Source organism: Actinotalea subterranea (assembly GCF_008364845.1).
Classification (GTDB): Bacteria; Actinomycetota; Actinomycetes; order Actinomycetales; family Cellulomonadaceae; genus Actinotalea; species Actinotalea subterranea.
This window is the reverse complement of the sequence record NZ_VTTP01000001.1, coordinates 358,858-381,262: the sequence shown is the minus strand read 5'-3', so window position 1 is coordinate 381,262 and position 22,405 is coordinate 358,858. Positions and strand designations below refer to the sequence as shown.

Genomic DNA, 22,405 nt, shown 5'->3' with positions numbered 1-22,405 from the left:
GTCACCCTCTGATCGACCCCGTCGGGGAGGGCGCCCTCGGGCGCGCCCTCCCCGACGGGCAGCGAGGCCTAGCACGACCGTCCGAGGGCGCCGGGGCACGCGTACCCGGCGCCCTCGCACGTTCTCCGCCGCCGCGCCGGCTGCCCCCACGGCCCGCGGAATACCGGCCAACCACACTCGCGGGTCTAGGATCACCCGCTGAGTCTCCCCGACGACCGAAGGACGCCTTCCGGTGCTGTCTTTCCTCACACGCCGCGTGCTGGCAGGCCTTGCCACGCTCTTCGCGGCGATCTTCCTGATGTTCTTGCTGGTGGACCGCTCGATCGACCCGTTGGCCGACCTGCGCGAGAGCACCGCGAGCAACAAGCAGCAGCTGATCGACCAGCGCATCGAGCTGTTGAACCTGGACACCAACGTCGTGCTCCGGTTCTTCCACTGGCTCGGCAACTTCGTCACCGGTGACCCCGGGGTCGCGTGGCGCACCGGCCAGGAGGTCGGGCCGATGATCTCGCACGCGATCGGCTCGACCCTGCAGCTCGTGACCGCGGCGACACTGCTGTCGCTCCTCCTGGGCGTCACGATCGGCATCGTCAGCGCGCTGCGTCAGTACAGCTCGTTCGACTACCTCATCATCTTCCTGTCGTTCCTCCTGTACTCGCTGCCCTCGTTCTGGATCGCGGTGCTGCTCAAGCAGTGGGGCGCGATCGGCTTCAACGACTTCCTGCGCGACCCGGTGCTCTCGTGGGTCGTGATCACGGTGATCGCGCTCCTCGGCGGCCTGCTCTGGATGCTCGCGGTCGGCGGCTCGGTCCGACGCCGCGTCCAGACCTTCGCGCTCGGGCTGGCCGCGACGTTCGCGATGCTCGCCTACCTGCAGCTCACCGACTGGTGGTCGGACCCGCAGCTGGGCCCGATCCTCGTCCTCGTCCTCGGTGCCGCGGCAGCCTTCGCGATCACCGGTGTCTCCGCCGGCCTGCGTAACCGGAGGGCACTCTTCGCGTCGCTCTCGACGGTGGCGCTCGGCGTGGCCCTGTACTTCCCGGTCCAGGGGCTGTTCGACGAGATCGTCGAGTCGCACCTGCTGATCGCGGGCATGGGCGTGGTCGCCGTCGCGAGCGGTGTGCTCATCGGCTTCCTCTTCGGCGGGCCGGACCGGGGCGTGTCGATGCGCTCCGCGGGAATCACGGCCCTCGTCGTCGCGACCCTGGTGTTCGTCGACCAGGTGCTCCAGGTGTGGGTCCCGTACTCCAACGCCCTGGGCGGCCGGCCGATCCCGACGTTCGGTGACCGGACGCCGAACCTCGGTGGCAACTACTGGGTCCAGGTGCTCGACGCGTCGACCCACCTCATCCTGCCGACGCTGACGCTCATCCTCGTGGCCTTCGCCGCGTACACCCGGTACTCGCGCTCGAGCATGCTCGAGGTCATGAACCAGGACTACATCCGCACCGCGCGCGCCAAGGGCCTGCCGGAGCGGGTCGTCGTCGTGCGCCACGGCTTCCGGAACACGCTCATCCCGCTCGCGACGATCGTGCCGATCGACGTCATCACGCTCATCGGCGGCGCAGTCATCACCGAGGCGGTCTTCGCGCGGCCCGGCATGGGCTCGCTGTTCATCAACGCGCTCCGCGGCGCGGAGATCGAGCCAGTGATGGCGTACCTCTTCATCACCGCGTCGTTCGCGATCATCGCCAGCATCGTCGCGGACATCATCTACGCGATCGTCGACCCCCGGATCAGGTTGGACGCATGACGACTCCCACGGCTCCAGACGCCCCGGACTCCACGGGGACCCTCGAGAACGCGATCGAGCTCAAGGAGGTCGCCGGCCTGTCCCAGGGGCAGATCGTCCGGCGGCGCTTCTTCAGGCACAAGGGTGCGCTCGTCGGTCTCGCAGCGCTCGGGTTCATCGTTCTCCTCGCGTTCACCTCGGTGGGCGTCGGTCCCATCGACGGCTGGTGGAAGCACGCCGGCTCTCCGGGGCCTGTCCTCAACCCCGGCGGTGCGCCCACGCTCAGCATGCCGACGTGGCTCGGGGGCACGGGCTTCGCTCTCGGCGAGCACCCGTTCGGCCAGGACGAGATCGGCCGCGACATGTTCGCGCGCGTCATGCTCGGCACGCAGACCTCCATCAAGGTCATGGTCATCATCGGGCTCGTCGCGTGCCTCGTCGGCGTCACGATCGGCTCGCTCGCGGGGTTCTACCGCGGCCGCCTCGAGATGATCCTCATGCGGACGACGGACCTCTTCATCACCATCCCGACGATCGTCATCGGCGCGGTCATCGGCAAGCTCTCCGGCGGTGTCAACAGCACGCTGTTCGCCGTCGCACTCGGCCTGATCCTGTGGACGAGCCTCGCTCGCCTCGTGCGCGGAGAGTTCCTCAGCCTGCGCGAGCGCGAGTTCGTCGACGCGGCGCGCGTCGCGGGCGCGAGCGACCGCCGCATCATCTTCAAGCACATCCTCCCGAACGCCATCGGCGTGATCATCGTCGCGACGACGCTGCTCATGAGCTCGGCGATCCTCCTGGAGACGGCCCTGAGCTACCTGGGCTTCGGCATCCAGCCGCCCGAGGTCTCCCTGGGTCGCCTCATCAGCGAGTACCAGAGCGCGTTCGCGACGCGGCCGTGGCTCTTCTGGTGGCCGGGCCTCTTCATCGTCTCGATCGCCCTGAGCGTCAACTTCATCGGTGACGGCCTGCGCGACGCGTTCGACCCGCGTCAGAAGCGCATCCCCTCCCAGCGGAAGATGGAGAAGTCCCTCGACCAGCGGGTGACGAGCACGCTCGGGAGCTACCCCCCGGGGAGCCCGACGAACATCCGCGACGCCGGGAACGGCGCGTGACCTCCCTGCTCGCCGAGGCGTTCGGCGGCGCAGGTGCGCGCCCCTCAGCCGAGGATCACGCACACGGCGGTCGCGGCACCCAGGCCCAGGACCGCCGCGAGCACGGCGACGTTCCAGCGCTTCGTCGTGCGCGGTCCCTCGGCCGTGGCGCGCGCCTCAGGTGCGCCGACCGGGCGGAGGTGGCCCGCGGCGACCAGCTGCGTGTGCCGCTCGGCGATCACACGCGCGACCTGCTCGGCGGAGCTGTTCTCCCAGCGGCGTCCGGCGCCGTCGTGCTCCGAGGGCTGAACCGAGCCGCCGCGTCGTCGCGTCGCGGTGCGGTTCGCGGTCCCGCTCGAGCGGGGTGCCGCCCAGGCCGTGACAGCTTCGTCGTCGGCACGCACCACGAGGGACCACGCGACCTCGACGCCGCGGTACGCGGGCCACGGGACGTGCACGGTGCGCAGCACGTTGACGACGGTGACGCCGCCGTCGGCCACCTCGACCCGCGGGTTCCAGAAGAGCGCCCACACCAGGGCCGGCACGAGGGTGCACGGCGCGGCCCACAGCAGCGCGCCACCCAGGCCGTCCGTCGCGACCACGCTCCCCAGCGCGAGCAGGGCGACGACCGCGACGGCAGCCGTCAGGACCCGGCCGAACGTGGACGAGAAGACTCGGGTCGCGTTCACCACCACATGCTCCCAGACCTCGACCCGGCATCCGCCGCCACCCCCGGCGCGCACCGGCGTCCCCAGGAAGGACACTGATCCCGTGGCACTCGACACGTCTCACGCCCCGGCCCCGGCCCCGGACGGCGCCCAGGCGCCCGTCCTGACGGTCCGCGACCTCGGCGTCGACTTCTACGTCGACGGCGAGTGGTTCCCGGCCGCGACCGAGGTCTCCTACGACGTCATGCCCGGTGAGGTGCTCGCCATCGTCGGCGAGTCCGGCTCGGGCAAGACCCAGTCGTCGATGTCCCTCATCGGTCTCCTGCCGCCCAACGGGCGCGCACGCGGGAGCGCGAAGCTCGGCGACCGCGAGCTGATCGGCATGTCCCCGAGCCGGCTGCGGCCGATCCGCGGACGCGAGATCGCGGTGATCTTCCAGGAGCCGATGACGGCGCTGAACCCCGTCTACACCGTCGGCTTCCAGATCGTCGAGACGCTGCGCGCGCACTTCGACATCGGTCCCGCGGCCGCCAAGGAGCGGGCCGTCGAGCTTCTGCGGCTCGTCGAGCTGCCGGAGCCCGAGCGCCGGTTCAACTCCTACCCGCACCAGCTCTCGGGCGGGCAGCGGCAGCGCGCGATGATCGCCCAGGCGCTGGCCTGCGACCCCAAGCTCCTCATCGCGGACGAGCCGACGACGGCGCTCGACGTCACCGTCCAGGCCGAGATCCTCAAGCTGATGCGCGACCTGCGCACGCGCATCAACTCGGGCATCGTCCTGATCACGCACGACATGGGCGTCGTCGCGGACATGGCCGACCGCATCATCGTCATGAAGGACGGCCGTGTCGTCGAGCACGGCACGTCTGCCGAGATCTTCGGCAACCCGCAGCACCCGTACACGCAGCGCCTGCTCGCAGCCGTCCCGCACCTCGGCCGGATGGGCGCCGGCGGCACGGCCGAGGCGGCCCGTGACGCCGCCGCGGCGGTCGCGGAGGCCGCCGGCGCACCCGCGCGCGTCGCCGAGCCCTCCGCGGAGGCCGCAGGCAAGGACGTCGTGCTCCAGGCGCGCGACCTCGTCGTGGAGTACCCCGGGCGCCGCCGCACGGCGGCCTTCCGCGCGGTCGACTCGGTCGACATGACGATCCGCCAGGGCGAGGTCATCGGCCTCGTCGGCGAGTCCGGCTCCGGCAAGACGACCATCGGCCGTGCCGTCGTCGGGCTGCTGCCCGTGACCAGCGGATCCCTGGAGATCTGCGGCGTCGACATGGTCGGCGCCTCGCGCAAGGACCTGCGTCCGCTGCGCAGCCAGGTCGGTATCGTGTTCCAGGACCCGGGCTCGTCCCTCAACCCTCGTCTGCCGATCGGCGAGTCCATCGGCGAGCCGCTGTTCCTGCACCGCCAGATCAAGGGCGCCGCCCTCGACCGTGAGGTCGAGCGGCTGCTCGACCAGGTCGAGCTCCCGCGCGCGATGCGCAACCGCTACCCCCACGAGCTCTCCGGCGGGCAGCGTCAGCGCGTCGGCATCGCGCGTGCGCTGTCCCTCGAGCCGAAGCTGCTCGTGGCCGACGAGCCCACGTCCGCGCTCGACGTGTCCGTGCAGGCGACGGTCCTCGACCTGTTCCAGGACCTCCAGCGCGAGCACGGGTTCGCGTGCCTGTTCATCTCCCACGACCTCGCGGTCGTCGAGATGCTGTCCGACCGGATCGCCGTGATGCACCACGGCAAGCTCGTCGAGGTGGGGGAGACGGCGCAGGTCGTGGGCAACCCCCAGGACCCGTACACGCAGCGGCTCATCGCGGCCGTCCCCGTCCCGGACCCGGAGGAGCAGCGCCGGCGTCGCCAGGACCGCGACGCGATGCTCGAGGCGCAGCGGGCCGAGATCGAGCTCGAGGAGGCCGAGGCGGCCGCCCACGCCGCACGCGGCAAGGGCCGCGGGCACGAGGACGCCGAGGGCGAGCACCTGCCCCCCACCGGTTTCTGAGTCTCACGGGGACCCGCCCGGGACGACGGGCACGCTCGGTCCCGGGGTCCTTCACCCCGGGGTCGAGCGGCCCCCGGCGCGGGTGCGGGGTGTGTGCATGTAAAATCGGTCGGCGCCCAGTGTCGTGGCGCGCTCCCCGATCTCCCCACACTTTGAGATGAGTCCCGCATGCCTGTGCGCTCCGACCTGCGCAACGTCGCGATCGTCGCCCATGTCGACCACGGCAAGACCACCCTCGTCGACGCCATGCTGTGGCAGTCCGGCTCGTTCGGCTCCCACGCGCACGTCGACGAGCGCGCCATGGACTCGGGTGACCTCGAGCGTGAGAAGGGCATCACGATCCTGGCCAAGAACACGGCCATCCGGTACCGGGGACCCGCGGCAGCCGCGGCCGGCCAGCCGGACGGGATCACCATCAACGTGATCGACACGCCGGGCCACGCGGACTTCGGCGGCGAGGTCGAGCGCGGGCTCTCCATGGTGGACGGCGTCGTGCTCCTCGTCGACGCGAGCGAGGGCCCCCTCCCGCAGACCCGGTTCGTGCTCCGCAAGGCGCTCGCCGCGAAGCTCCCGGTGATCCTCCTGGTCAACAAGGTCGACCGCCCGGACTCGCGCATCGCGGAGGTCGTCCACGAGGCGACCGACCTGCTGCTCGGCCTGGCGAGCGACCTCCACGAGGACGTCCCGGACCTGGACCTGGACGCGATCCTCGACGTCCCCGTCGTCTACGCGGCCGCCAAGGCCGGGCGTGCGTCGCTCGAGCAGCCCGCCGACGGCACGCTCCCCGACAGCCCCGACCTCGAGCCGCTCTTCGCGACCATCCTCGAGAAGATCCCCGCGCCGCAGTACGACGAGGGCGCGCCGCTTCAGGCGCACGTCACCAACCTCGACGCGTCGCCGTTCCTCGGCCGCCTCGCCCTCCTGCGCGTGTTCAACGGCACCATCCGCAAGGGCCAGCAGGTGGCGTGGGCCCGGCACGACGGGACCATCCAGAACGTCAAGATCACGGAGCTTCTCGAGACGAAGGCGCTCGATCGCGTGCCCACCGACTCGGCCGGCCCGGGCGACATCGTCGCGGTCGCGGGCATCGCCGACATCACGATCGGCGAGACGCTGACCGACCCCGACGACCCGCGGCCGCTGCCGCTCATCACGGTCGACGACCCCGCGATCTCGATGACGATCGGCATCAACACGTCCCCGCTCGCGGGCAAGGGCGGCAAGGGCCACAAGGTCACCGCCCGCCAGGTCAAGGACCGCCTCGACGCCGAGCTCGTCGGCAACGTGTCGCTGCGCGTGCTGCCGACCGAGCGTCCGGACGCGTGGGAGGTCCAGGGGCGTGGCGAGCTCGCCCTCGCGATCCTCGTCGAGCAGATGCGTCGTGAGGGCTTCGAGCTCACGGTCGGCAAGCCGCAGGTCGTCACCAAGGTGATCGACGGCAAGACCAACGAGCCCATGGAGCACATGACGATCGACGTCCCCGAGGAGTACCTCGGTGCCGTCACGCAGCTCCTCGCGCAGCGCAAGGGCCGCATGGAGACCATGTCGAACCACGGCACGGGCTGGGTCCGCATGGAGTTCGTCGTGCCCGCGCGCGGCCTCATCGGCTTCCGCACCCAGTTCCTCACGGACACCCGGGGCACGGGCATCGCCTCGTCGATCGCGCACGGCTACGAGCCGTGGGCCGGCCCCATCGAGACGCGGACGACGGGTTCGCTCGTCGCCGACCGCGCGGGCAAGGTCACGCCGTTCGCCATGATCAACCTGCAGGAGCGCGGCTCGTTCTTCGTCGAGCCGACGGCCGAGGTCTACGAGGGCATGATCGTGGGCGAGAACTCGCGCAACGAGGACATGGACGTGAACATCACCAAGGAGAAGAAGCTCACGAACATGCGGTCCTCGACCGCCGACAACTTCGAGAACCTCGTCCCGCCGCGCAAGCTCACGCTCGAGGAGTCCCTCGAGTTCGCGCGTGAGGACGAGTGCGTCGAGGTCACGCCCGAGATGGTCCGGATCCGCAAGGTCGTCCTCGACCAGACGGAGCGCGCACGCGCGACGGCGCGGGCCAAGCGCGCCTGACCCGCCCGCGGCCCAGCCGATGGTGACTGACGGCGTCGTCCCGCCCGCGGGCGAGGGGGGACTGCTCGCCGTCCACGCCCACCCCGACGACGAGACGCTCAGCACGGGCGCCCTGCTCGCCACCTGGGCCGCCGCGGGACGGCCGGTCACGGTCGTCACGTGCACCCGGGGCGAGCAGGGCGAGGTCATCGGTTCGCGGCTCGCTCACCTCGAGGGGGACGGTCCCGCGCTCGCCGCTCACCGGGAGGGCGAGCTCGCCGACGCCCTCGAGGCCCTGGGGGTCGGGGAGCACACGTTCCTCGACGCGCTGCGGGCACCGCCTGCCGCCGGCGGCCGCACCCGGTACGCCGACTCGGGCATGGCCTGGGCGGGTGTCGCCCGTGCGGCCGCCGCGGAGCACCTGCCCGACGGCGCGTTCGTCGGGGTCGACGTCGACGCGGCGGCGGGCGACCTCGCGCGCCTCATCCGGCGGCGTCGGCCGGACGTCGTCGTCGGGTACGAGCCCGGGGGTGGCTACGGGCACCCCGACCACGTGCAGGCGCACCGGGTGATGCAGCGCGCGCTGGACCTGGCTCAGCTCGACGTCACCGGCACCGCGCGGACCGGGGACGAGCCGTGGCGTGTCCCCGTGGTGCTCTGGTCCGTGCTGCCTGTCGAGGAGCTGCGGGTCGGCCTCGCTGCCATGAGCTCGTTCGCCGCGCCCGGTCTGCGGCTCCCCGACCCGGCGGGTCCCGTGCCCGCGTGCGCGGTCCCGGGCGCCGAGGTCGACGTGCGCGTCGACGTCCGACCGGTGGCGTCGGCAGTGGTCGGCGCGATGCGTGCCCACGCGACCCAGATCCAGGCCGTGCGCGTGGTCGACGAGGTCGCTCGCACCCCCGGCGCCGGTACGGCAGCGATCGACCCGGCGGGCCTCGTCCTCGGTTCCCGTGCGCTCAGCGACGGCGTGCTGCAGCCCGTCCTGGCGGCCGAGGCGTACCGCTACGCGCACGGCTGGCAGCCGCGGCCGGTGGCCTGGCCGGCCGGTGTGACGGCAGTACGGTGGCCCGCGTGACGATCCTCAACGGCCGGGTCCTGGCCCGCCTCGCAGCCATGGGTCTCCTCGGGGTGGTTGTCGGGGTGGTCGGGACCGTCGTGCACCGCTGGCACATGCCCTGGGGCCTGGTCCTCGCGCTCGCGTCGGTCCTGTCGGCCTCCGTCGTGGCGCGCGCCTGGACGGGCTGGGCCGGGATGCTCTCGGTCGGTCTCGGTGTCGCGCTCGCCGTCGGCGTCCTCGCGGTCGAGGGACCGGGCGGCGACGTGCTGGTGGCGGCGCAGCCGGTGGGTTACGTCTGGTACGGCGGCGCCCTCGTGACGGTCCTGGCCGGTCTGCTGCCCGCGCGCTGGTTCAGCGAGCGCCCCGTGGGTCGCGCGCCACAGGCGGGCGGGCTGGGCACGTAGAATCTGGCCCGGTGGGCGACGTGCTCGCCGCAGCGGGCAGGGGAGAGCGGATCCGATGACGCAGGGACCGGAGAAGGACGTCGTCGACGACGATGTGACCGAGGCCCCGGTGGCCGCTCCGGAACCAGGTGGGGACGCCGACGCCGCTGTCGAGCCGGCACCGGCCTCGGACGAGGCTGCGCACGACGCTGACGGCGTGGCCGACGACGCCGATGTGACCGATCTTCCGGACGAGGCCGCGGACGTCACGGCCCCCGCGGGCCCGCCGACGGACGATTCCGCGGGCGACGACACGCGCACCCCCGCAGATGCGGAGGCGGCCGACGCGCACGACGAGGTCGCCCAGACGCCCGCGCCCGACCAGCCCGTGCAGCGCGACGTCCCCGCGCAGGAGGGCGCACCCGCACAGGACGACGCGCCCGCTGAGCACGAGACACCTGCTCAGGACGACGCGCCTGGGCTGGACGACGCGCCCGGGCAGGACGACGCCCCTGGGCTGGACGACGCGCCCGGGCAGGACGAGGTGCCGGCCCACGACGACGACGTGCCGGCACGGGACGAGGCGACCGAGCAGGACGAGGTGTCCGAGGCGCCTGCGCAGGACGCCGTGCCGGCCCTGCCCGATGTGCCCGCGCAGGACGCGCCCGCGCAGGACGTGCCCGCGCAGGACGCCGTGCCCGACGTGCCCGCTGTGCCCGCCCTGCCCGACGCACCGGCGCAGGACGCCGCCGAGCACCACGTGGCCACCGACCACCACGAGCGGCCTCGGCCGGAGCAGATGTCGGTGCCGGACGTCTCCGCACCCGACGGACCGCCGGTGGATGCGGCGCCCGAGCCGGCCATCGCACCCGCGGAGACGGGTCCCGACACGCCCGCGGCCGCCGCTCCGTCGGTCCACGCGCGTGACCACGGCGTCGGCGTCGCAGCGGACGCTCCGCTGACCGACGCGCCTTCGCCCGAGACCGACGCGCCTTCGCCCGAGACCGAGGCTGAGCTCTCACCGGCGCCGGGGTCCGCAACCCCGCCAGCCCCTGCACCCGCGTCGGCGCCGCCCGCCTCCGACGTGCCTGCCGCACTCGAGCCAGAGCCCGCACCCGCACCGTCGTGGCAGCCCCCGCCGCCTCCGCCGCCCGCCGCGCCGGAGCCGGACCCGTCCGAGGCGACCCCTGCGGCCCCGCTGACCCCACCGACCCCGCCCCCGGCACCTGAGCAGGCAACCCCCGCGGCGCCTACCGAGGCGACACCCGAACCCCCGCGCGACCCAGCGCCGCCGAGCGTCTCGTGGCAGCCCCAGCCGTGGTCGTCCGCGACGCTCGTCATGCCCGCCGTGCCGGCCGAGGACGCCCCCGCGGCTGGGGCCCCGCCGGAGGTCCAGGGTGCGCCCGAGCCGATCGGCGCCTCCACCCCGATCGGCGCCTCCACCGAGGCGGAGATGCCGGTCGAGGTGCCCGGCGTCCCCGGCGTCCCGGTCCGGACCCCCATCCCCGTGCGCCGCGTCTCGGACACGCCGCCGCCGGAGCCGAACGGAGCAGTGCCGGCTGTCACGTCGTTCACGCCCGACGGACCCGGCACGACCGACCGCACGGAGGTCCTGGAGCGGACCGCGTCCGTCGCGTCGACCAGCGCAGCACCGGCACCGACCCCCACGGACGCGCCGGCGGCGCAGGCCGCCGCGCCCATGCACGCGCCGGCCGCCGCGCCGGCCGCCGCGACACCTCCGCCGCCCCGCACCTCGGTGCGCCCGTCGCGCGACTCGGACGCGGTGGCCGACGCCTCAGCGTCCCCGATCGACGTCTTCCCGGAGGAGGAGCGCCGGCGCAGGTGGCCACGCGTCCTCGGCGTCGTCGCGACCCTCCTCGTCGTGCTCGGCGGCGCCTACGTGGGCGTCCTGTGGTTCTGGTCCGACAGGGTCCCGACCGACACCGTGGTCGCCGGTGTGGAGATCGGTGGCCTCCCCGCGGACGAGGCGGTCGCCCTCCTGGAGACGTCGCTCGAGACCGCCACCACGGAACCCGTACCCGTCGCGGCCGGGGAGAAGCGCACCACGTTCGACCCGTCTCAGGCGGGGCTGGTGCTCGACGCGGAGGCGACGGTCGCCTCGGTCACGGGCTTCGACCTGCAGCCCGTGCGCCTGTGGCACCACCTGTTCGGCGCGGGGACCGTGGACCCGGTGACCGACGTCGACGAGGCCGCGCTCACCGTGGCGGTCGAGGAGGTCGCGGCAGCCCTCGTCCTGGAGCCCGTCGACGGGACCGTCGTCCTGGTCGACGGCCAGCCCGAGTCGACACCGGCAGTCGACGGCCTGGCCGTCGACGAGGAGCAGACCGCGCAGATCCTCCGGGACGGGTGGCTCACTGCCTCCCGGCCCGTCGAGCTGCCGACCGAGGTCACCGCCCCGTCCATCACGCAGGACGCCGTCGACCGCGCGCTCACGGAGCTCGCGCGGCCGCTCACGGGCGCACCCGTCGTCGTGTCGGTCGCCGACCAGCTGGCCGAGCTCCCGGTGGACGTCCTCGCCGCAGCCGCGTCGTTCGTGCCGGAGGGTGACGAGCTCGTGCTGCAGATGGACGGTGCCACGCTCGTCGAGGCGGTCACCGCGCGCACGACGAACCTGCTGACGGCGCCGTCGGACGCAACCTTCGCCTTCGAGAACGGGGCGCCGGTCATCGTGCCAGGCACCCCTGGCACCACGCTCGACCCCGCCGCGCTGGCCTCCGCCGTGGCGACCGCGGGCACCACGAGCGACCGCACGGCCCGCGTCGAGCTCGTCTCGACCGACCCGGCGGAGTCGACCGCGGCACTCGAGGCGCTCGGCATCACGCAGGTCGTCTCCGAGTTCTCCACGCCGCTGAATAGCGAGCCCCGACGGACCCAGAACATCATCAACGGCGCGAGCAAGATCAACGGGACGCTGATCCGCCCCGGGGAGACGTTCAGCCTGACCGAGGTGCTCGGGCCGATCGACGCCGCGCACGGGTACGTGCAGGCGGGTGCGATCGTGAGCGGCGAGCACACCGACGCGTGGGGCGGCGGGCTCTCGCAGATCTCCACCACCACGTACAACGCCGCGTTCTTCGCGGGCTACGAGGACGTGGAGCACCACCCGCACAGCGAGTGGTTCTCGCGCTACCCGGAGGGCCGCGAGGCCACCATCTTCACCGGCGTCCTCGACATGCAGTGGCTCAACAACACGCCCTACGGCGCGCTCATGCAGGCCTGGGTGGAGGGCGGACGGGTGCACGTCCGGGTGTGGAGCACGCCGCACTGGACGGTCGAGACGTCGACGAGCGGCCGCTCGGGCGTCACGGCGCCGACCACGGTGTACTCGCAGTCCCCGACGTGCGAGCCGCAGTCGGCCGGCAACTCCGGCTTCACCGTGACCGTGTCCCGCCGCACCCTGCTCCAGGGCGTGGAGCAGGACAACGAGTCGTGGACGGTCCGGTACAAGCCGCAGAACCAGGTCATCTGCGGCCCGGCTCCCGCGGGCTGACCCTCAGGGCGCGCGGCCCGGCTCCCGCGGGCTGACCCTCAGGTCGCGCGGGGCGGGCGTCGCGGGGGCGCCGGGGGCACGAGCTTGCCGATCGCGATCTCCGCACCGGGCACGTCCACGTCCCCGGCTCGGGTGCGCACGCGGACCCCCGCCGCGTCGGTCGCGAGCAGGTCGCCCAGGACGTCGCTGTACCTGCCGTCCGCCAGGCGTCGACGCACGACGACGCGCGCACCGACGGGCCATGACGTCCACGGGTCGCTCACAGGGCGGCTCCTTCCGTCGCGCACCGGCTCACGTGGGGGATACTAGGAGCCTTGCGCGCCCGAGAGGGTGCCGATGCGCTTCGTGGAGGGACCCCCGTGACTTACGTGATCGCTCAGCCCTGCGTCGACGTCAAGGACAAGGCCTGCATCGAGGAGTGTCCGGTCGACTGCATCTACGAGGGCAAGCGCTCGCTGTACATCCACCCGGACGAGTGCGTCGACTGCGGTGCGTGCGAGCCGGTGTGCCCCGTCGAGGCCATCTACTACGAGGACGACGTCCCGGAGCAGTGGAGCGAGTACTACCGCGCGAACGTCGAGTTCTTCGACGTGCTCGGCTCGCCCGGCGGTGCCGCGAAGCTCGGCGAGATCGACCACGACCACCCGATCGTCGCCGCGCTCCCGCCGCAGAGCACCCCGGCCTGACGCGGTCCGCCGGCGCCCGCACGCCCCCGCGCACCCGCATGGGTCTCCAGCTGCAGGGCCTTCCCGACTTCCCGTGGGACGCCCTGACCCCGTTCGCCGAGCGCGCCCGGGCCCACCCCGACGGCATCGTCGACCTCTCGGTCGGCACCCCCGTCGACCCGACGCCCCAGGTCGTGCGTGCCGCGCTCGCGGCCGCGGCCGACGCACCGGGCTACCCGACGACGCACGGGACCGCCGCGCTGCGTGAGGCGGTCGCCGCGTGGTTCGCCCGGCGCAGGGGGGTGCCGTCCCTCGACCCGGGTGCGGTGCTGCCCACGGTCGGGTCGAAGGAGCTGGTGGCCTGGCTCCCGTCGCTGCTGGGCCTGGGACCGGGCGATGTCGTCGTGCACCCCGAGGTCGCATACCCGACGTACGACGTCGGCGCGCGGTTCGCGGGCGCCTCGCCCCTGCCCGCGGACGACGTCACGGCGTGGGCCGGCCGGGACGACGTCCGCCTCGTGTGGCTCAACTCGCCCGGCAACCCGACGGGCCAGGTCCTGGGCGTCGACGAGCTGCGGGAGGTCGTGGACGCCGCCCGGCGGATCGGCGCCGTGGTCGCCTCGGACGAGTGCTACGCGCTCCTGGCCTGGGACGAGCCGTGGGCGTCGGGTGGTGTGCCGAGCATCCTCGACCCGCGCGTGTGCGGCCCCAGCCACGAGGGCCTGCTCGCCGTGCACTCGCTGTCCAAGCAGTCCAACCTCGCCGGGTACCGGGCGGCGTTCGTCGCGGGCGACCCGCAGCTCGTCGGTCGTCTCCTCGAGGTGCGCAAGCACGCGGGGATGATGGTTCCGGGCCCGGTGCAGGCCGCGATGGTCGCGGCGCTCGACGACGACGCCCACGTCGACGAGCAGCGCGCCAGGTACCGTCGGCGGCGCACGGCCCTGCTGGCCGCGGTCGAGCAGGCGGGGCTGGAGGTCGACGCCTCACCGGCGGGCCTCTACCTGTGGGCGCGTGCGGCGGGCCCCGGCCAGGACTGCTGGCAGACCGTCGCCGACCTCGCGGACCTGGGGGTGCTCGTCGCGCCGGGCGCGTTCTACGGGCCGTCGGGCGCGCGTCACGTCCGCATGGCGCTCACCGCGTCGGACGACGACGTGGCCCGTGCGGCCGCCCGGCTGTCGGGGGCATGACGTCCGCGTCCGCGGGGCAAGAACCCGTCATCGCATAAGCCAAGCATCTGCTTTACTGGGCCTTGACCCGTGGCAGACGCCGCCGACGACGCGCGGTGTGACCGGGATCACGCTCAGATCGGGACGTTCTACCCATGGTTGAGTGGGTCGACGCCTCAACTCGCAGGTACGGTCTTCGTGGCCGACGACGCCCACCCAGCGCGTTCGGGCCTCACCCAGGGGTTTCGCCCGGCACGCCGGGTCCGCAAGGAGGAAGCATGATCGACACCACCACCGCTCCGGTGGAGCTGCGCACCGGGGAGCGAACGCTCGAGCTCCCGGTCGTGGAGGCGTCCATCGGCAACGACGGGATCGTCGTCTCGTCGCTGCTGAAGGAGACCGGTCTGGTCACCGTGGACCCGGGGTTCATGAACACCGCCTCCTGCGAGTCCGAGATCACCTACATCGACGGCGACCAGGGAGTGCTGCTCTACCGCGGCTACCCCATCGAGCAGCTCGCCGAGAAGTCCTCGTTCCTCGAGGTCGCGTACCTCCTCACGCACGGTGAGCTGCCGTCGGCTGACGCCCTGTCCGCGTGGATCGAGCGCGTCGAGCGCCACACGCACCTGCATGACAACTTCAAGGCCCTCATCGGCGCGTTCCCCACCAACGCGCACCCGATGGCGGTCCTGTCGAGCGCCGTGTCCGCCCTGCCGGGCTACTACCCGGAGAGCGTCGACCCGTTCGACCCCGAGACCGTCGAGCTCGCCACCGTGCTGCTGCTCGCCAAGGCGCCCACGATCGCCGCGTACGCCCACCGTCGCGCGCTCGGCCAGCAGATGATCGGCCCGGACCAGGGCCGCGGCTACGTCGCCGACTTCCTGCGCATGGCGTTCCAGCCGAACGGGACCCCGTACGACGTGGACCCGACGATGGTCAAGGCGCTCGACGTCCTCCTGCTCCTGCACGCCGACCACGAGCAGAACTGCTCGACGTCGACGGTGCGCATCGTCGGCTCGAGCCACGCGAACCTCTACGCCTCGGTCTCCGCAGGGATCAACGCCCTGTCCGGCCCGCTCCACGGCGGCGCCAACGAGGCCGTGCTGCAGATGCTCACGGACATCCAGGCGGGCGGCGGCGACGCCACGGAGTTCATGCGGCGCGTCAAGAACAAGGAGCAGGGCGTCCGCCTCATGGGCTTCGGCCACCGGGTGTACAAGAACTACGACCCGCGCGCAGCGATCGTGAAGAAGGCCGCGGACGAGGTCCTGTCGAAGCTCGGCAAGCGTGACGAGATGCTCGACATCGCGATGCGGCTCGAGGAGATCGCGCTCAACGACGAGTACTTCATCGAGCGCAAGCTCTACCCCAACGTCGACTTCTACACCGGCCTGCTCTACAAGGCCATGGGCTTCCCGACCAACATGTTCACGCCGCTCTTCGCCGTCGGGCGCATGCCGGGCTGGATCGCCCAGTGGCGCGAGATGATGCGCGACCCGGCGACCAAGATCGGCCGCCCGCGGCAGATCTACACGGGCCCGACGTCGCGCGACTACGTCGAGATGGACGGCCGCTGACGACCGCCGTCCTCTGACCGGGGCAGCCGACGGCGGACGGCTCGTGCGGTACCGCCTCAGCTCGCGACGGTGACCAGGACGAGCCCGGCGCCGGCCGGCTCGCCCTCGGTCCGCACCCACCGGCCCGTGGACCTGTCCCAGGTCCGGTCGCCGTGCTGGACCGTCGCGATGTCCAGGGGCGACGCGACCGAGACCGCCCAGTGGGCGACGGCCCACGCGAGCCGGTCCGCGTCCTCGGGTGCCGCAGCCATCGGCGAGGCGTCGATCTGCACCACCCCGTCCTGCGGCACGCTCGCACCCAGTCCGTTGAAGTCCCGCTCGACGCGTGCGACCACGCTCGCGGCGTCCCCCGCACCGTCCGGCTCCGGGAGCGTGCAGGTCACGGCCGCACCGGTGTAGCCGTACATCGCCGACGCCCAGGCCCGCGCGCGCGCCTCGTGCTGGGCATAGGCGTCCGGGAACCCCGAGCGCTGGACGGCCTGCGCCGCCTCGGTCACAGGCAGGTCCTGGTACCCGTCGACGTCGACGAGCGCGTCGTAGAAGGCGTTCGTCGAGTACACGGGGTCCATGATCTGCTCGACGGTTCCCCAGCCCTGCGACGGGCGCTGCTGGAAGATCCCGACCGAGTCCCGGTCGCCGTGGTCGATGTTGCGCAGGGTCGACTCCTGGAGGCCCGTGGCGATCGCGATGGTCGTCGCGCGCGCCGGCAGGCCCCGGCGCAGGCTCGTCGCCGAGATGAGCGCGGCGGTCTCGGCCTGGTCGGGCTCGAGGTACCAGGACGTGCCGTCGAGGACCGCCTCGCACCGCGCGTCGGCCGGAGCCTCGTCGGACCTTCCGAGCCAGGCGGCGACACCGATCCCGCCGCCGACGACGACGGCCGAGAACGCGACGGTGCCCGCCACGGCCCGCACGCCGGCGCGACGCCGACGGGCTGCGCGGGAGAGTGCCATCACGTCCGCCTCAGTTCGCGTGGAGGTCCGGGTTGAGCACGATGCCGTGACCCGCGCGCGCGAGCACCTCGACGACCCCGGTGAGCGAGTTGCGGCGGAACAGCAGGCCGTCCTGGCCGGCCAGCTCGCGAGCCGCCACGACCGTGCGGTCCGCACCGTCCGTCGCGCTCCCGGCGCCGACGACCGTGACCTTGGTGCCGGCCGTGACGTACAGGCCTGCCTCGACGACGCAGTCGTCACCGAGGGGGATGCCGAGGCCCGAGTTCGCGCCGAGCAGCGACCGCCGCCCGATGCTGATGACGGTGCGCCCGCCCCCCGAGAGCGTCCCCATGATCGAGGCGCCCCCGCCGACGTCGCTGCCGTCGCCGACGACGACGCCCGCCGAGATGCGACCCTCGACCATCGACACGCCGAGGGTCCCCGCGTTGAAGTTGACGAAGCCCTCGTGCATCACGGTGGTGCCCTCCGCGAGGTGCGCGCCGAGGCGTACGCGGTCGGCGTCGGCGATGCGGACGCCCGAGGGCAGCACGTAGTCGACCATCCGCGGGAACTTGTCGACGCCGTGCACCGTCGGTGCCGTGCCGTGGGCGGCCCGCAGGCGCAGGCGCGTCTCCTCGAAGCCCTCGACCGCGCACGGGCCCCGGTCCGTCCACACGACGTTGGGCAGCACGCCGAAGATGCCGTCGAGGTTCTGCCCGTGGGGAGCGACGAGGCGGTGCGAGAGCAGGTGCAGGCGCAGGTAGGCGTCGGCCGTGGACGACGGCGGGGCGTCGAGGTCGATCCGCGTCGTCACCGTCGAGGTGCGCACCCCGCGCGCGACGTCGGCGCCCTCGAGGGCCTCGAGCCGCCCACGCAGCGACGCGGCCCGCGCGGCGGCGTCGGGGTCGGCGTCGTCCGCCGTGCCCAGCACCGGCTCCGGGTACCAGACGTCGAGGACCGTGCCGTCGTCCGTCAGCGTGGCCAGGCCGTGGCCCCAGGCGGTGCGATCAGTCATGCGGGCCAGCCTAGATGTCCGGGGTGCGGCCCCCCACGCCTGGCGCGCCGCGCCGCGGACTAGGGTCGCGGGCATGGCCGACCCCGTCCTCAACCTCACCGGCGACCTCGTCGAGCTGGCCCGCGCCCTGTGCGACACCGAGTCGGTGAGCGGCGACGAGCGGCGCCTCGCCGACGCGGTCGACCAGGCTCTGCGTGGCCTCGACCACCTCGAGGTGCTGCGCGACGGCGACGCCCTCGTCGCTCGGACCGCACTGGGTCGGTCCGAGCGCGTCGTCGTCGCCGGGCACCTCGACACCGTCCCCGTCGCGGGCAACCTGCCGACCGAGCTGCGCACGGACGCGTCGGGCGTCACCGAGCTGTGGGGCCGCGGCACCGTCGACATGAAGGCCGGCGTCGCGGTGCAGCTCGCGCTCGCGGCGACGCTCACCGCGCCGACCCGGGACGTCACGTGGGTGTTCTACGACCAGGAGGAGGTCGAGGCGGACCGCAACGGCCTGGGCCGCCTGGTGCGGAACCACCCGGACTGGGTCTCGGGCGACTTCGCGGTGCTCTGCGAGCCGACGGCGGGTGCGCTCGAGGGCGGCTGCAACGGCACGCTGCGCGCGGAGGTCCGCGTGCCCGGTCGCGCCGCGCACTCCGGTCGCGCGTGGCTCGGGGTCAATGCGATCCACGGTGCGGCGCCGCTGCTCGCTCGGCTCGCGGCCTACTCCCCGCGTGCGGTCGACGTCGACGGCCTCGTCTACCGCGAAGGGCTCAACGCCGTCGGGATCCGGGGCGGCATCGCCGGCAACGTCATCCCCGACGAGTGCGTCGTCACCGTCAACTACCGGTTCGCGCCCGCACGGTCGCTCGACGAGGCGGTGGCGCACGTCCGCGACCTCTTCGAGGGCTATGACGTCCGGGTGACCGACGCCGCGCCGGGCGCCAGGCCGGGCCTCGACCACCCCGCCGCCGCGGCGTTCGCGGCCGCCGTCACGGGCCTGACGGGCCGCCCCCCGGCGGCCAAGGAGGGGTGGACGGACGTCGCGCGCTTCACCGAGCTCGGTGTCCCCGCGGTGAACTTCGGCCCCGGCGACCCCACGCTCGCGCATGCGGACGACGAGCGGTGCCCGGTGGACCAGATCACGGGCTGCTTCGCCGGGCTCCGGGCGTGGCTCACCTCCTAGAGTCGGACGCATGACCGCGCACATCCCAGGACGTCCCGCAACGAACGGCTACCGCAGGGGCCCGGTGCTGCTGCGCCGCGGCCAGGTGCCGGTGACGACGAGCGACCAGAACCTGCTCGCCCGCGGCGGCGGGGCGGACTGGGTCCACGCCGACCCGTGGCGGGTCATGCGCATCCAGAGCGAGTTCGTCGAGGGCTTCGGCGCGCTCGCCGAGGTCGGCCCCGCCGTGAGCGTCTTCGGATCGGCCAGGACCAAGCCCGACCAGCCGGAGTACGAGCTCGGTGTCCAGGTGGGCCGCGGGCTCGTCGAGGCCGGCTACGCCGTGATCACGGGCGGTGGCCCGGGGATCATGGAGGCCGCCAACCGCGGCGCCAACGAGGCCGGCGGCCTGTCGATCGGCCTCGGGATCGAGCTGCCCTTCGAGCAGGGCATGAACCAGTGGGTCGACCTCGGCGTCAACTTCCGCTACTTCTTCGCCCGCAAGACCATGTTCGTCAAGTACGCCCAGGGCTTCATCGTGCTGCCCGGCGGGTTCGGCACCTTCGACGAGCTCTTCGAGTCCCTGACCCTCGTCCAGACCCACAAGGTCACGGAGTTCCCGATCGTGCTCGTCGGCACGAGCTACTGGAGCGGCCTGCTCGACTGGCTCCGCGGACCGGTCGTCGACCACGGGACCGTCAGCGCGAAGGACCTCGACCTCATCCAGCTCGTGGACGACCCGAGGGAGGCCGTCGAGCTCGTGGCCGAGCGGGACGCCCAGCTGCGTGCCGAGGAGGAGGCCGCCGTCGCGGCGAACGCTGCGGCCGAGCAGGAGGCCGAGCAGGCCTCGCGCGAGCGGTGACCGGCGGGACAGGTCTGCCGCCGACGGCGGGGGTGCCGCTGCGGCTGCGCGGCCGGGTGCTGGCCCCGGACCGTGCCGCCGTCATGGCCGTCGTCAACCGCACGCCCGACTCGTTCTACCCCGCCGCCCGCGCCGGCGACGAGGACGCGGCGCTCGCGGCCGTCGCGCGTGCCGTCGCCGACGGGGCGGACCTCGTGGACATCGGCGGGGTCCGCGCGGGTCGCGGCGCCGAGGTCGGCGTCGAGGAGGAGATCGACCGCGTGCTGCCGGTCGTCAGGCGGGTCCGAGCCGCGTTCCCGGACCTGCCCATCAGCGTCGACACGTGGCGGGCCGAGGTGGCCGAGGCCGTGACGGCCGCGGGCGCGGACCTCGTCAACGACACGTGGGCCGGGCACGACCCGGCGCTCGCGCACGTCGCCGCCGCCGCCGGTGCCGGCCTCGTCTGCTCGCACACGGGTGGGCTGCCCCCGCGCACCGACCCGCTCCGGCCGCAGTACGTGCCTGCCCCAGAGCCGGACGCGGACGCTGACCCCGATGCGGGTGCCGAGGCCGACCCGCTCGACGGCGTGCTCGTGGACGTCCTCGCCACGCTCGCGGCCGCCGCGGCGCGCGCGGTCCGCGCGGGCGTCGACCCGGGCTCCGTCCTGGTGGACCCCACGCACGACTTCGGGAAGACCACCTGGCACTCGCTCCACCTCACGCGCCGCACGCCTGACCTCGTCGCGCTCGGCTTCCCCGTCCTCATGGCGCTCAGCCGCAAGGACTTCGTCGGGGAGTCCCTCGGGCTGCCCGTCGACGAGCGCCTCGAGGGGACGCTCGCCGCCACGGCGGTCGCGGCGTGGCTGGGCGCGAGCGTCTTCCGGGCGCACGACGTGCGCGCGACACGGCGCACCGTCGAGATGGTCGCGGTCCTGCGCGGGGACCGCCCACCGGTGCGCGCCGTGCGCGGCCTCGTGTGAGCGCTGTCGCCCGCGCACCCTGGTGGCTCAAGGTGCTCGGCGTCTACGCGGCCGCGCGGATCGTGAGCGCCGTGATCCTGATGGCCGTCGCGCGCACGCAGGAGGCGAACCTCTGGACGCCCGCGGCGCCGTCGTACGCGCAGTACACGGGGCTCATGTGGGACGCGAGCTGGTACCGCTCGATCGCCGAGACGGGATACCCGGGCGAGCTGCCGCGGGGCGCGGACGGCCTCGTCCAGCAGAACCCGTGGGCGTTCTTCCCTCTCTTCCCGGCCCTGTGCCGCCTCCTCATGCAGGTGACGGGTGCGCCCTGGGAGGTTGTGGCGCCGACGCTCGCGCTCGTCCTGGGCGCGGCCGCGATGCTCGTGGTCCACCGGACGGTCGCCGCGGCGCTCGCGCGCCCGGGCGGACCGGGACCGGCGGTGCCTGGCGGGACGGGGGCGGGCGTCGTGCAGACCCTGCCGCTCGCGACGGTCGCGCTCCTGTCCGTCTGGGCGTCGGCGCCGGTCCTCCAGGTCGGGTACACGGAGTCGCTCGCGCTCCTCCTCCTGGCTGCGACGCTGTGGTGCCTCGTCGTGCGGCGGTACGGGGCGGCGCTCCCGCTCGTCCTCGCGCTCGGGCTGACGCGCGCCGTCGCGCTGCCCGTCGCCGTCGCCGTCGTCGCGCACCTGGTGGTCCGGTGGCGGCAGGCGCGCGCGGGCGCTGCGTGGCCCCGGCCCGAGCGGGTCGGGGGAGCGGTGCTGCTCCTGGCTGCTCTCGCCTCGGGCGTGCTCTGGCCCGCGGTCTGCGGCCTCGTCACGGGGGAGCTCGACGCCTACGGGCAGACGCAGGCCGCGTGGCGAGGTCGGGACGAGGTGGTCCCGCTGCTGCCGTGGCTCGACGTCGCGCGCTGGCTGCTCGGCTCGTGGGGCCCGGTCGTGCTGGTGCTCCTCGTGGGCGTCGCGGCGCTCGCGGTCGCGACCCGCCCCATGGCCCGCCTCGGCCCCGAGCTCCAGGGGTGGTCGGCCGGCTACGTCGCCTACCTCCTGCTGGTGGTCGAGCCGGGGACGAGCCTCGTCCGCTTCAGCCTGCTCGCCTGGCCGGTCGCGGGGGTGCTCGCGCTCGTCGCCCTCCGGTCGCGGCTGCCTCGCACCGCGCTCGCGGCGATGGTCGTGGTCGGGGTGCTCGGGCAGGTCGCCTGGGTAGCGCTGCTGTGGCGCCTGGTCCCGCCCTCCGGCTGGCCTCCCTAGCCCCGGACCCCCGCGGGCCCCGGCTCCGCCCGGGTGCGCGTCCCGGATCGCGGCCGGCGGGTCCCGGCGAGCACGGCGGGTGAACTAGACTGATCTCGGACATCCGTCCCTCCCGCCGTTCAGCGCGAGCACCCCCGGCCCGTGCCGGTGGCGCGCGACCGGGCGCGGGGAGGCCGGGACAGACCGACACGGAGGAGCCACCGATGGCCGCGATGAAGCCGAGGACCGGCGACGGGCCGCTCGAGGTCACCAAGGAGGGGCGTGGCATCGTCATGCGCGTCCCGCTCGAGGGTGGCGGCCGCCTGGTCGTCGAGCTCAACGCGACCGAGGCGAGCGAGCTGGGCGAGGCGCTGACCTCCGTCGTCAGCTGAGGGGCAC

Annotated in this window: 19 protein-coding genes; 15 read left to right on the top strand and 4 right to left on the bottom strand. The window is 73.5% G+C overall.

All coding sequences use genetic code 11. The features are described 5' to 3' along the window. Positions 1-232: 232 nt before the first annotated feature. Both FZ988_RS01770 and FZ988_RS01765 read left to right on the top strand, forming a co-directional pair. Positions 233-1,753 carry an ABC transporter permease subunit gene (locus FZ988_RS01770; RefSeq protein ID WP_149202271.1) on the top strand — a complete coding sequence of 507 codons (1,521 nt, stop codon included), beginning with the start codon at positions 233-235 and terminating at the stop codon, positions 1,751-1,753. Next, the gene (locus FZ988_RS01765) at positions 1,750-2,844 is read left to right on the top strand and encodes an ABC transporter permease (protein ID WP_149202270.1); all 1,095 of its coding nucleotides are present in this window, start codon (positions 1,750-1,752) and stop codon (positions 2,842-2,844) included. Before FZ988_RS01770 ends, FZ988_RS01765 begins: the two co-directional genes overlap by 4 nt. A gap of 44 nt (positions 2,845-2,888) precedes the next feature. On the opposite strand, the gene FZ988_RS01760 is transcribed toward FZ988_RS01765, so the two are convergent. Next, positions 2,889-3,512 (bottom strand): PH domain-containing protein, encoded by a 624-nt coding sequence (locus FZ988_RS01760; RefSeq protein ID WP_188078934.1) that lies wholly within the window; start codon positions 3,510-3,512, stop codon positions 2,889-2,891. Positions 3,513-3,594: 82 nt separating this feature from the next. Between FZ988_RS01760 and FZ988_RS01755 the strand changes: the two genes are divergently transcribed. From FZ988_RS01755 to FZ988_RS01735, 5 genes are all read left to right on the top strand, one after another. Next, positions 3,595-5,472, top strand: a complete 1,878-nt coding sequence (locus tag FZ988_RS01755) for an ABC transporter ATP-binding protein (protein ID WP_149202268.1) — start codon at positions 3,595-3,597, stop codon at positions 5,470-5,472. Between the two features lie 168 nt (positions 5,473-5,640). Continuing rightward, a complete protein-coding gene (gene typA / locus FZ988_RS01750) occupies positions 5,641-7,551 on the top strand; it encodes a translational GTPase TypA (RefSeq protein ID WP_149202267.1) in 1,911 nt (636 codons plus the stop codon). A 19-nt stretch (positions 7,552-7,570) separates the two neighbouring features. Next, positions 7,571-8,602, top strand: coding sequence for a PIG-L family deacetylase (locus tag FZ988_RS01745; RefSeq protein WP_149202266.1), 1,032 nt, complete (start codon positions 7,571-7,573; stop codon positions 8,600-8,602). Next, positions 8,599-8,988 carry a DUF6113 family protein gene (locus tag FZ988_RS01740; RefSeq protein ID WP_246169083.1) on the top strand — a complete coding sequence of 130 codons (390 nt, stop codon included), beginning with the start codon at positions 8,599-8,601 and terminating at the stop codon, positions 8,986-8,988. Before FZ988_RS01745 ends, FZ988_RS01740 begins: the two co-directional genes overlap by 4 nt. Positions 8,989-9,043: 55 nt before the next feature. After that, complete coding sequence (locus FZ988_RS01735) at positions 9,044-12,478, top strand: VanW family protein (protein WP_149202264.1); 3,435 nt, start codon at positions 9,044-9,046, stop codon at positions 12,476-12,478. A 38-nt stretch (positions 12,479-12,516) separates the two neighbouring features. Here the strand turns inward: FZ988_RS01735 and FZ988_RS01730 are convergent, their stop codons facing one another. Beyond that, a complete protein-coding gene (locus FZ988_RS01730) occupies positions 12,517-12,741 on the bottom strand; it encodes a putative acetyltransferase (protein WP_149202263.1) in 225 nt (74 codons plus the stop codon). 96 nt (positions 12,742-12,837) lie between these two features. Between FZ988_RS01730 and fdxA the strand changes: the two genes are divergently transcribed. The 3 genes from fdxA to FZ988_RS01715 all read left to right on the top strand — a co-directional run bounded on the left by fdxA (position 12,838) and on the right by FZ988_RS01715 (position 15,886). Continuing rightward, the gene (gene fdxA / locus FZ988_RS01725) at positions 12,838-13,164 is read left to right on the top strand and encodes a ferredoxin (protein ID WP_149202262.1); all 327 of its coding nucleotides are present in this window, start codon (positions 12,838-12,840) and stop codon (positions 13,162-13,164) included. Between the two features lie 38 nt (positions 13,165-13,202). Then, entirely contained in the window at positions 13,203-14,330 is a 1,128-nt protein-coding gene (gene dapC, locus FZ988_RS01720) for a succinyldiaminopimelate transaminase (protein WP_223145006.1), read from the top strand. A 257-nt stretch (positions 14,331-14,587) separates the two neighbouring features. Further along, the gene (locus FZ988_RS01715) at positions 14,588-15,886 is read left to right on the top strand and encodes a citrate synthase (protein ID WP_149202261.1); all 1,299 of its coding nucleotides are present in this window, start codon (positions 14,588-14,590) and stop codon (positions 15,884-15,886) included. A gap of 56 nt (positions 15,887-15,942) precedes the next feature. Here the strand turns inward: FZ988_RS01715 and FZ988_RS01710 are convergent, their stop codons facing one another. Beyond that, the gene (locus tag FZ988_RS01710) at positions 15,943-16,836 is read right to left on the bottom strand and encodes a hypothetical protein (protein ID WP_149202260.1); all 894 of its coding nucleotides are present in this window, start codon (positions 16,834-16,836) and stop codon (positions 15,943-15,945) included. A gap of 10 nt (positions 16,837-16,846) precedes the next feature. Beyond that, on the bottom strand, positions 16,847-17,830 hold the full coding sequence (dapD, locus tag FZ988_RS01705) for a 2,3,4,5-tetrahydropyridine-2,6-dicarboxylate N-succinyltransferase (RefSeq protein WP_149202259.1): 984 nt from the start codon (positions 17,828-17,830) through the stop codon (positions 16,847-16,849). A gap of 73 nt (positions 17,831-17,903) precedes the next feature. Between dapD and dapE the strand changes: the two genes are divergently transcribed. The 5 genes from dapE (at position 17,904) to FZ988_RS01680 (ending at position 22,398) form a co-directional block, all read left to right on the top strand. Next, positions 17,904-18,998, top strand: a complete 1,095-nt coding sequence (dapE, locus tag FZ988_RS01700) for a succinyl-diaminopimelate desuccinylase (RefSeq protein WP_149202258.1) — start codon at positions 17,904-17,906, stop codon at positions 18,996-18,998. 10 nt (positions 18,999-19,008) lie between these two features. Further along, positions 19,009-19,839, top strand: coding sequence for an LOG family protein (locus tag FZ988_RS01695; protein WP_149202257.1), 831 nt, complete (start codon positions 19,009-19,011; stop codon positions 19,837-19,839). After that, entirely contained in the window at positions 19,836-20,798 is a 963-nt protein-coding gene (gene folP / locus FZ988_RS01690) for a dihydropteroate synthase (RefSeq protein WP_246169082.1), read from the top strand. Before FZ988_RS01695 ends, folP begins: the two co-directional genes overlap by 4 nt. Next, on the top strand, positions 20,795-22,027 hold the full coding sequence (locus FZ988_RS01685) for a hypothetical protein (protein WP_149202256.1): 1,233 nt from the start codon (positions 20,795-20,797) through the stop codon (positions 22,025-22,027). Before folP ends, FZ988_RS01685 begins: the two co-directional genes overlap by 4 nt. A 203-nt stretch (positions 22,028-22,230) precedes the next feature. After that, entirely contained in the window at positions 22,231-22,398 is a 168-nt protein-coding gene (locus FZ988_RS01680; RefSeq protein ID WP_081802811.1) for a DUF3117 domain-containing protein, read from the top strand. The last annotated feature ends 7 nt before the right edge of the window (positions 22,399-22,405 follow it).

Bases quoted from the DNA above. Each gene is read 5' to 3' on its own strand.
- FZ988_RS01765 (WP_149202270.1), top strand. From the start codon at position 1,750: ATGACGACTCCCACGGCTCCAGACGCCCCGGACTCCACGGGGACCCTC.
- typA (WP_149202267.1), top strand. From the start codon at position 5,641: ATGCCTGTGCGCTCCGACCTGCGCAACGTCGCGATCGTCGCCCATGTC.
- FZ988_RS01745 (WP_149202266.1), top strand. From the start codon at position 7,571: ATGGTGACTGACGGCGTCGTCCCGCCCGCGGGCGAGGGGGGACTGCTC.
- FZ988_RS01735 (WP_149202264.1), top strand. From the start codon at position 9,044: ATGACGCAGGGACCGGAGAAGGACGTCGTCGACGACGATGTGACCGAG.
- dapC (WP_223145006.1), top strand. From the start codon at position 13,203: ATGGGTCTCCAGCTGCAGGGCCTTCCCGACTTCCCGTGGGACGCCCTG.
- FZ988_RS01715 (WP_149202261.1), top strand. From the start codon at position 14,588: ATGATCGACACCACCACCGCTCCGGTGGAGCTGCGCACCGGGGAGCGA.
- FZ988_RS01710 (WP_149202260.1), bottom strand. From the start codon at position 16,836: ATGGCACTCTCCCGCGCAGCCCGTCGGCGTCGCGCCGGCGTGCGGGCC.
- dapD (WP_149202259.1), bottom strand. From the start codon at position 17,830: ATGACTGATCGCACCGCCTGGGGCCACGGCCTGGCCACGCTGACGGAC.
- dapE (WP_149202258.1), top strand. From the start codon at position 17,904: ATGGCCGACCCCGTCCTCAACCTCACCGGCGACCTCGTCGAGCTGGCC.
- FZ988_RS01695 (WP_149202257.1), top strand. From the start codon at position 19,009: ATGACCGCGCACATCCCAGGACGTCCCGCAACGAACGGCTACCGCAGG.
- FZ988_RS01680 (WP_081802811.1), top strand. From the start codon at position 22,231: ATGGCCGCGATGAAGCCGAGGACCGGCGACGGGCCGCTCGAGGTCACC.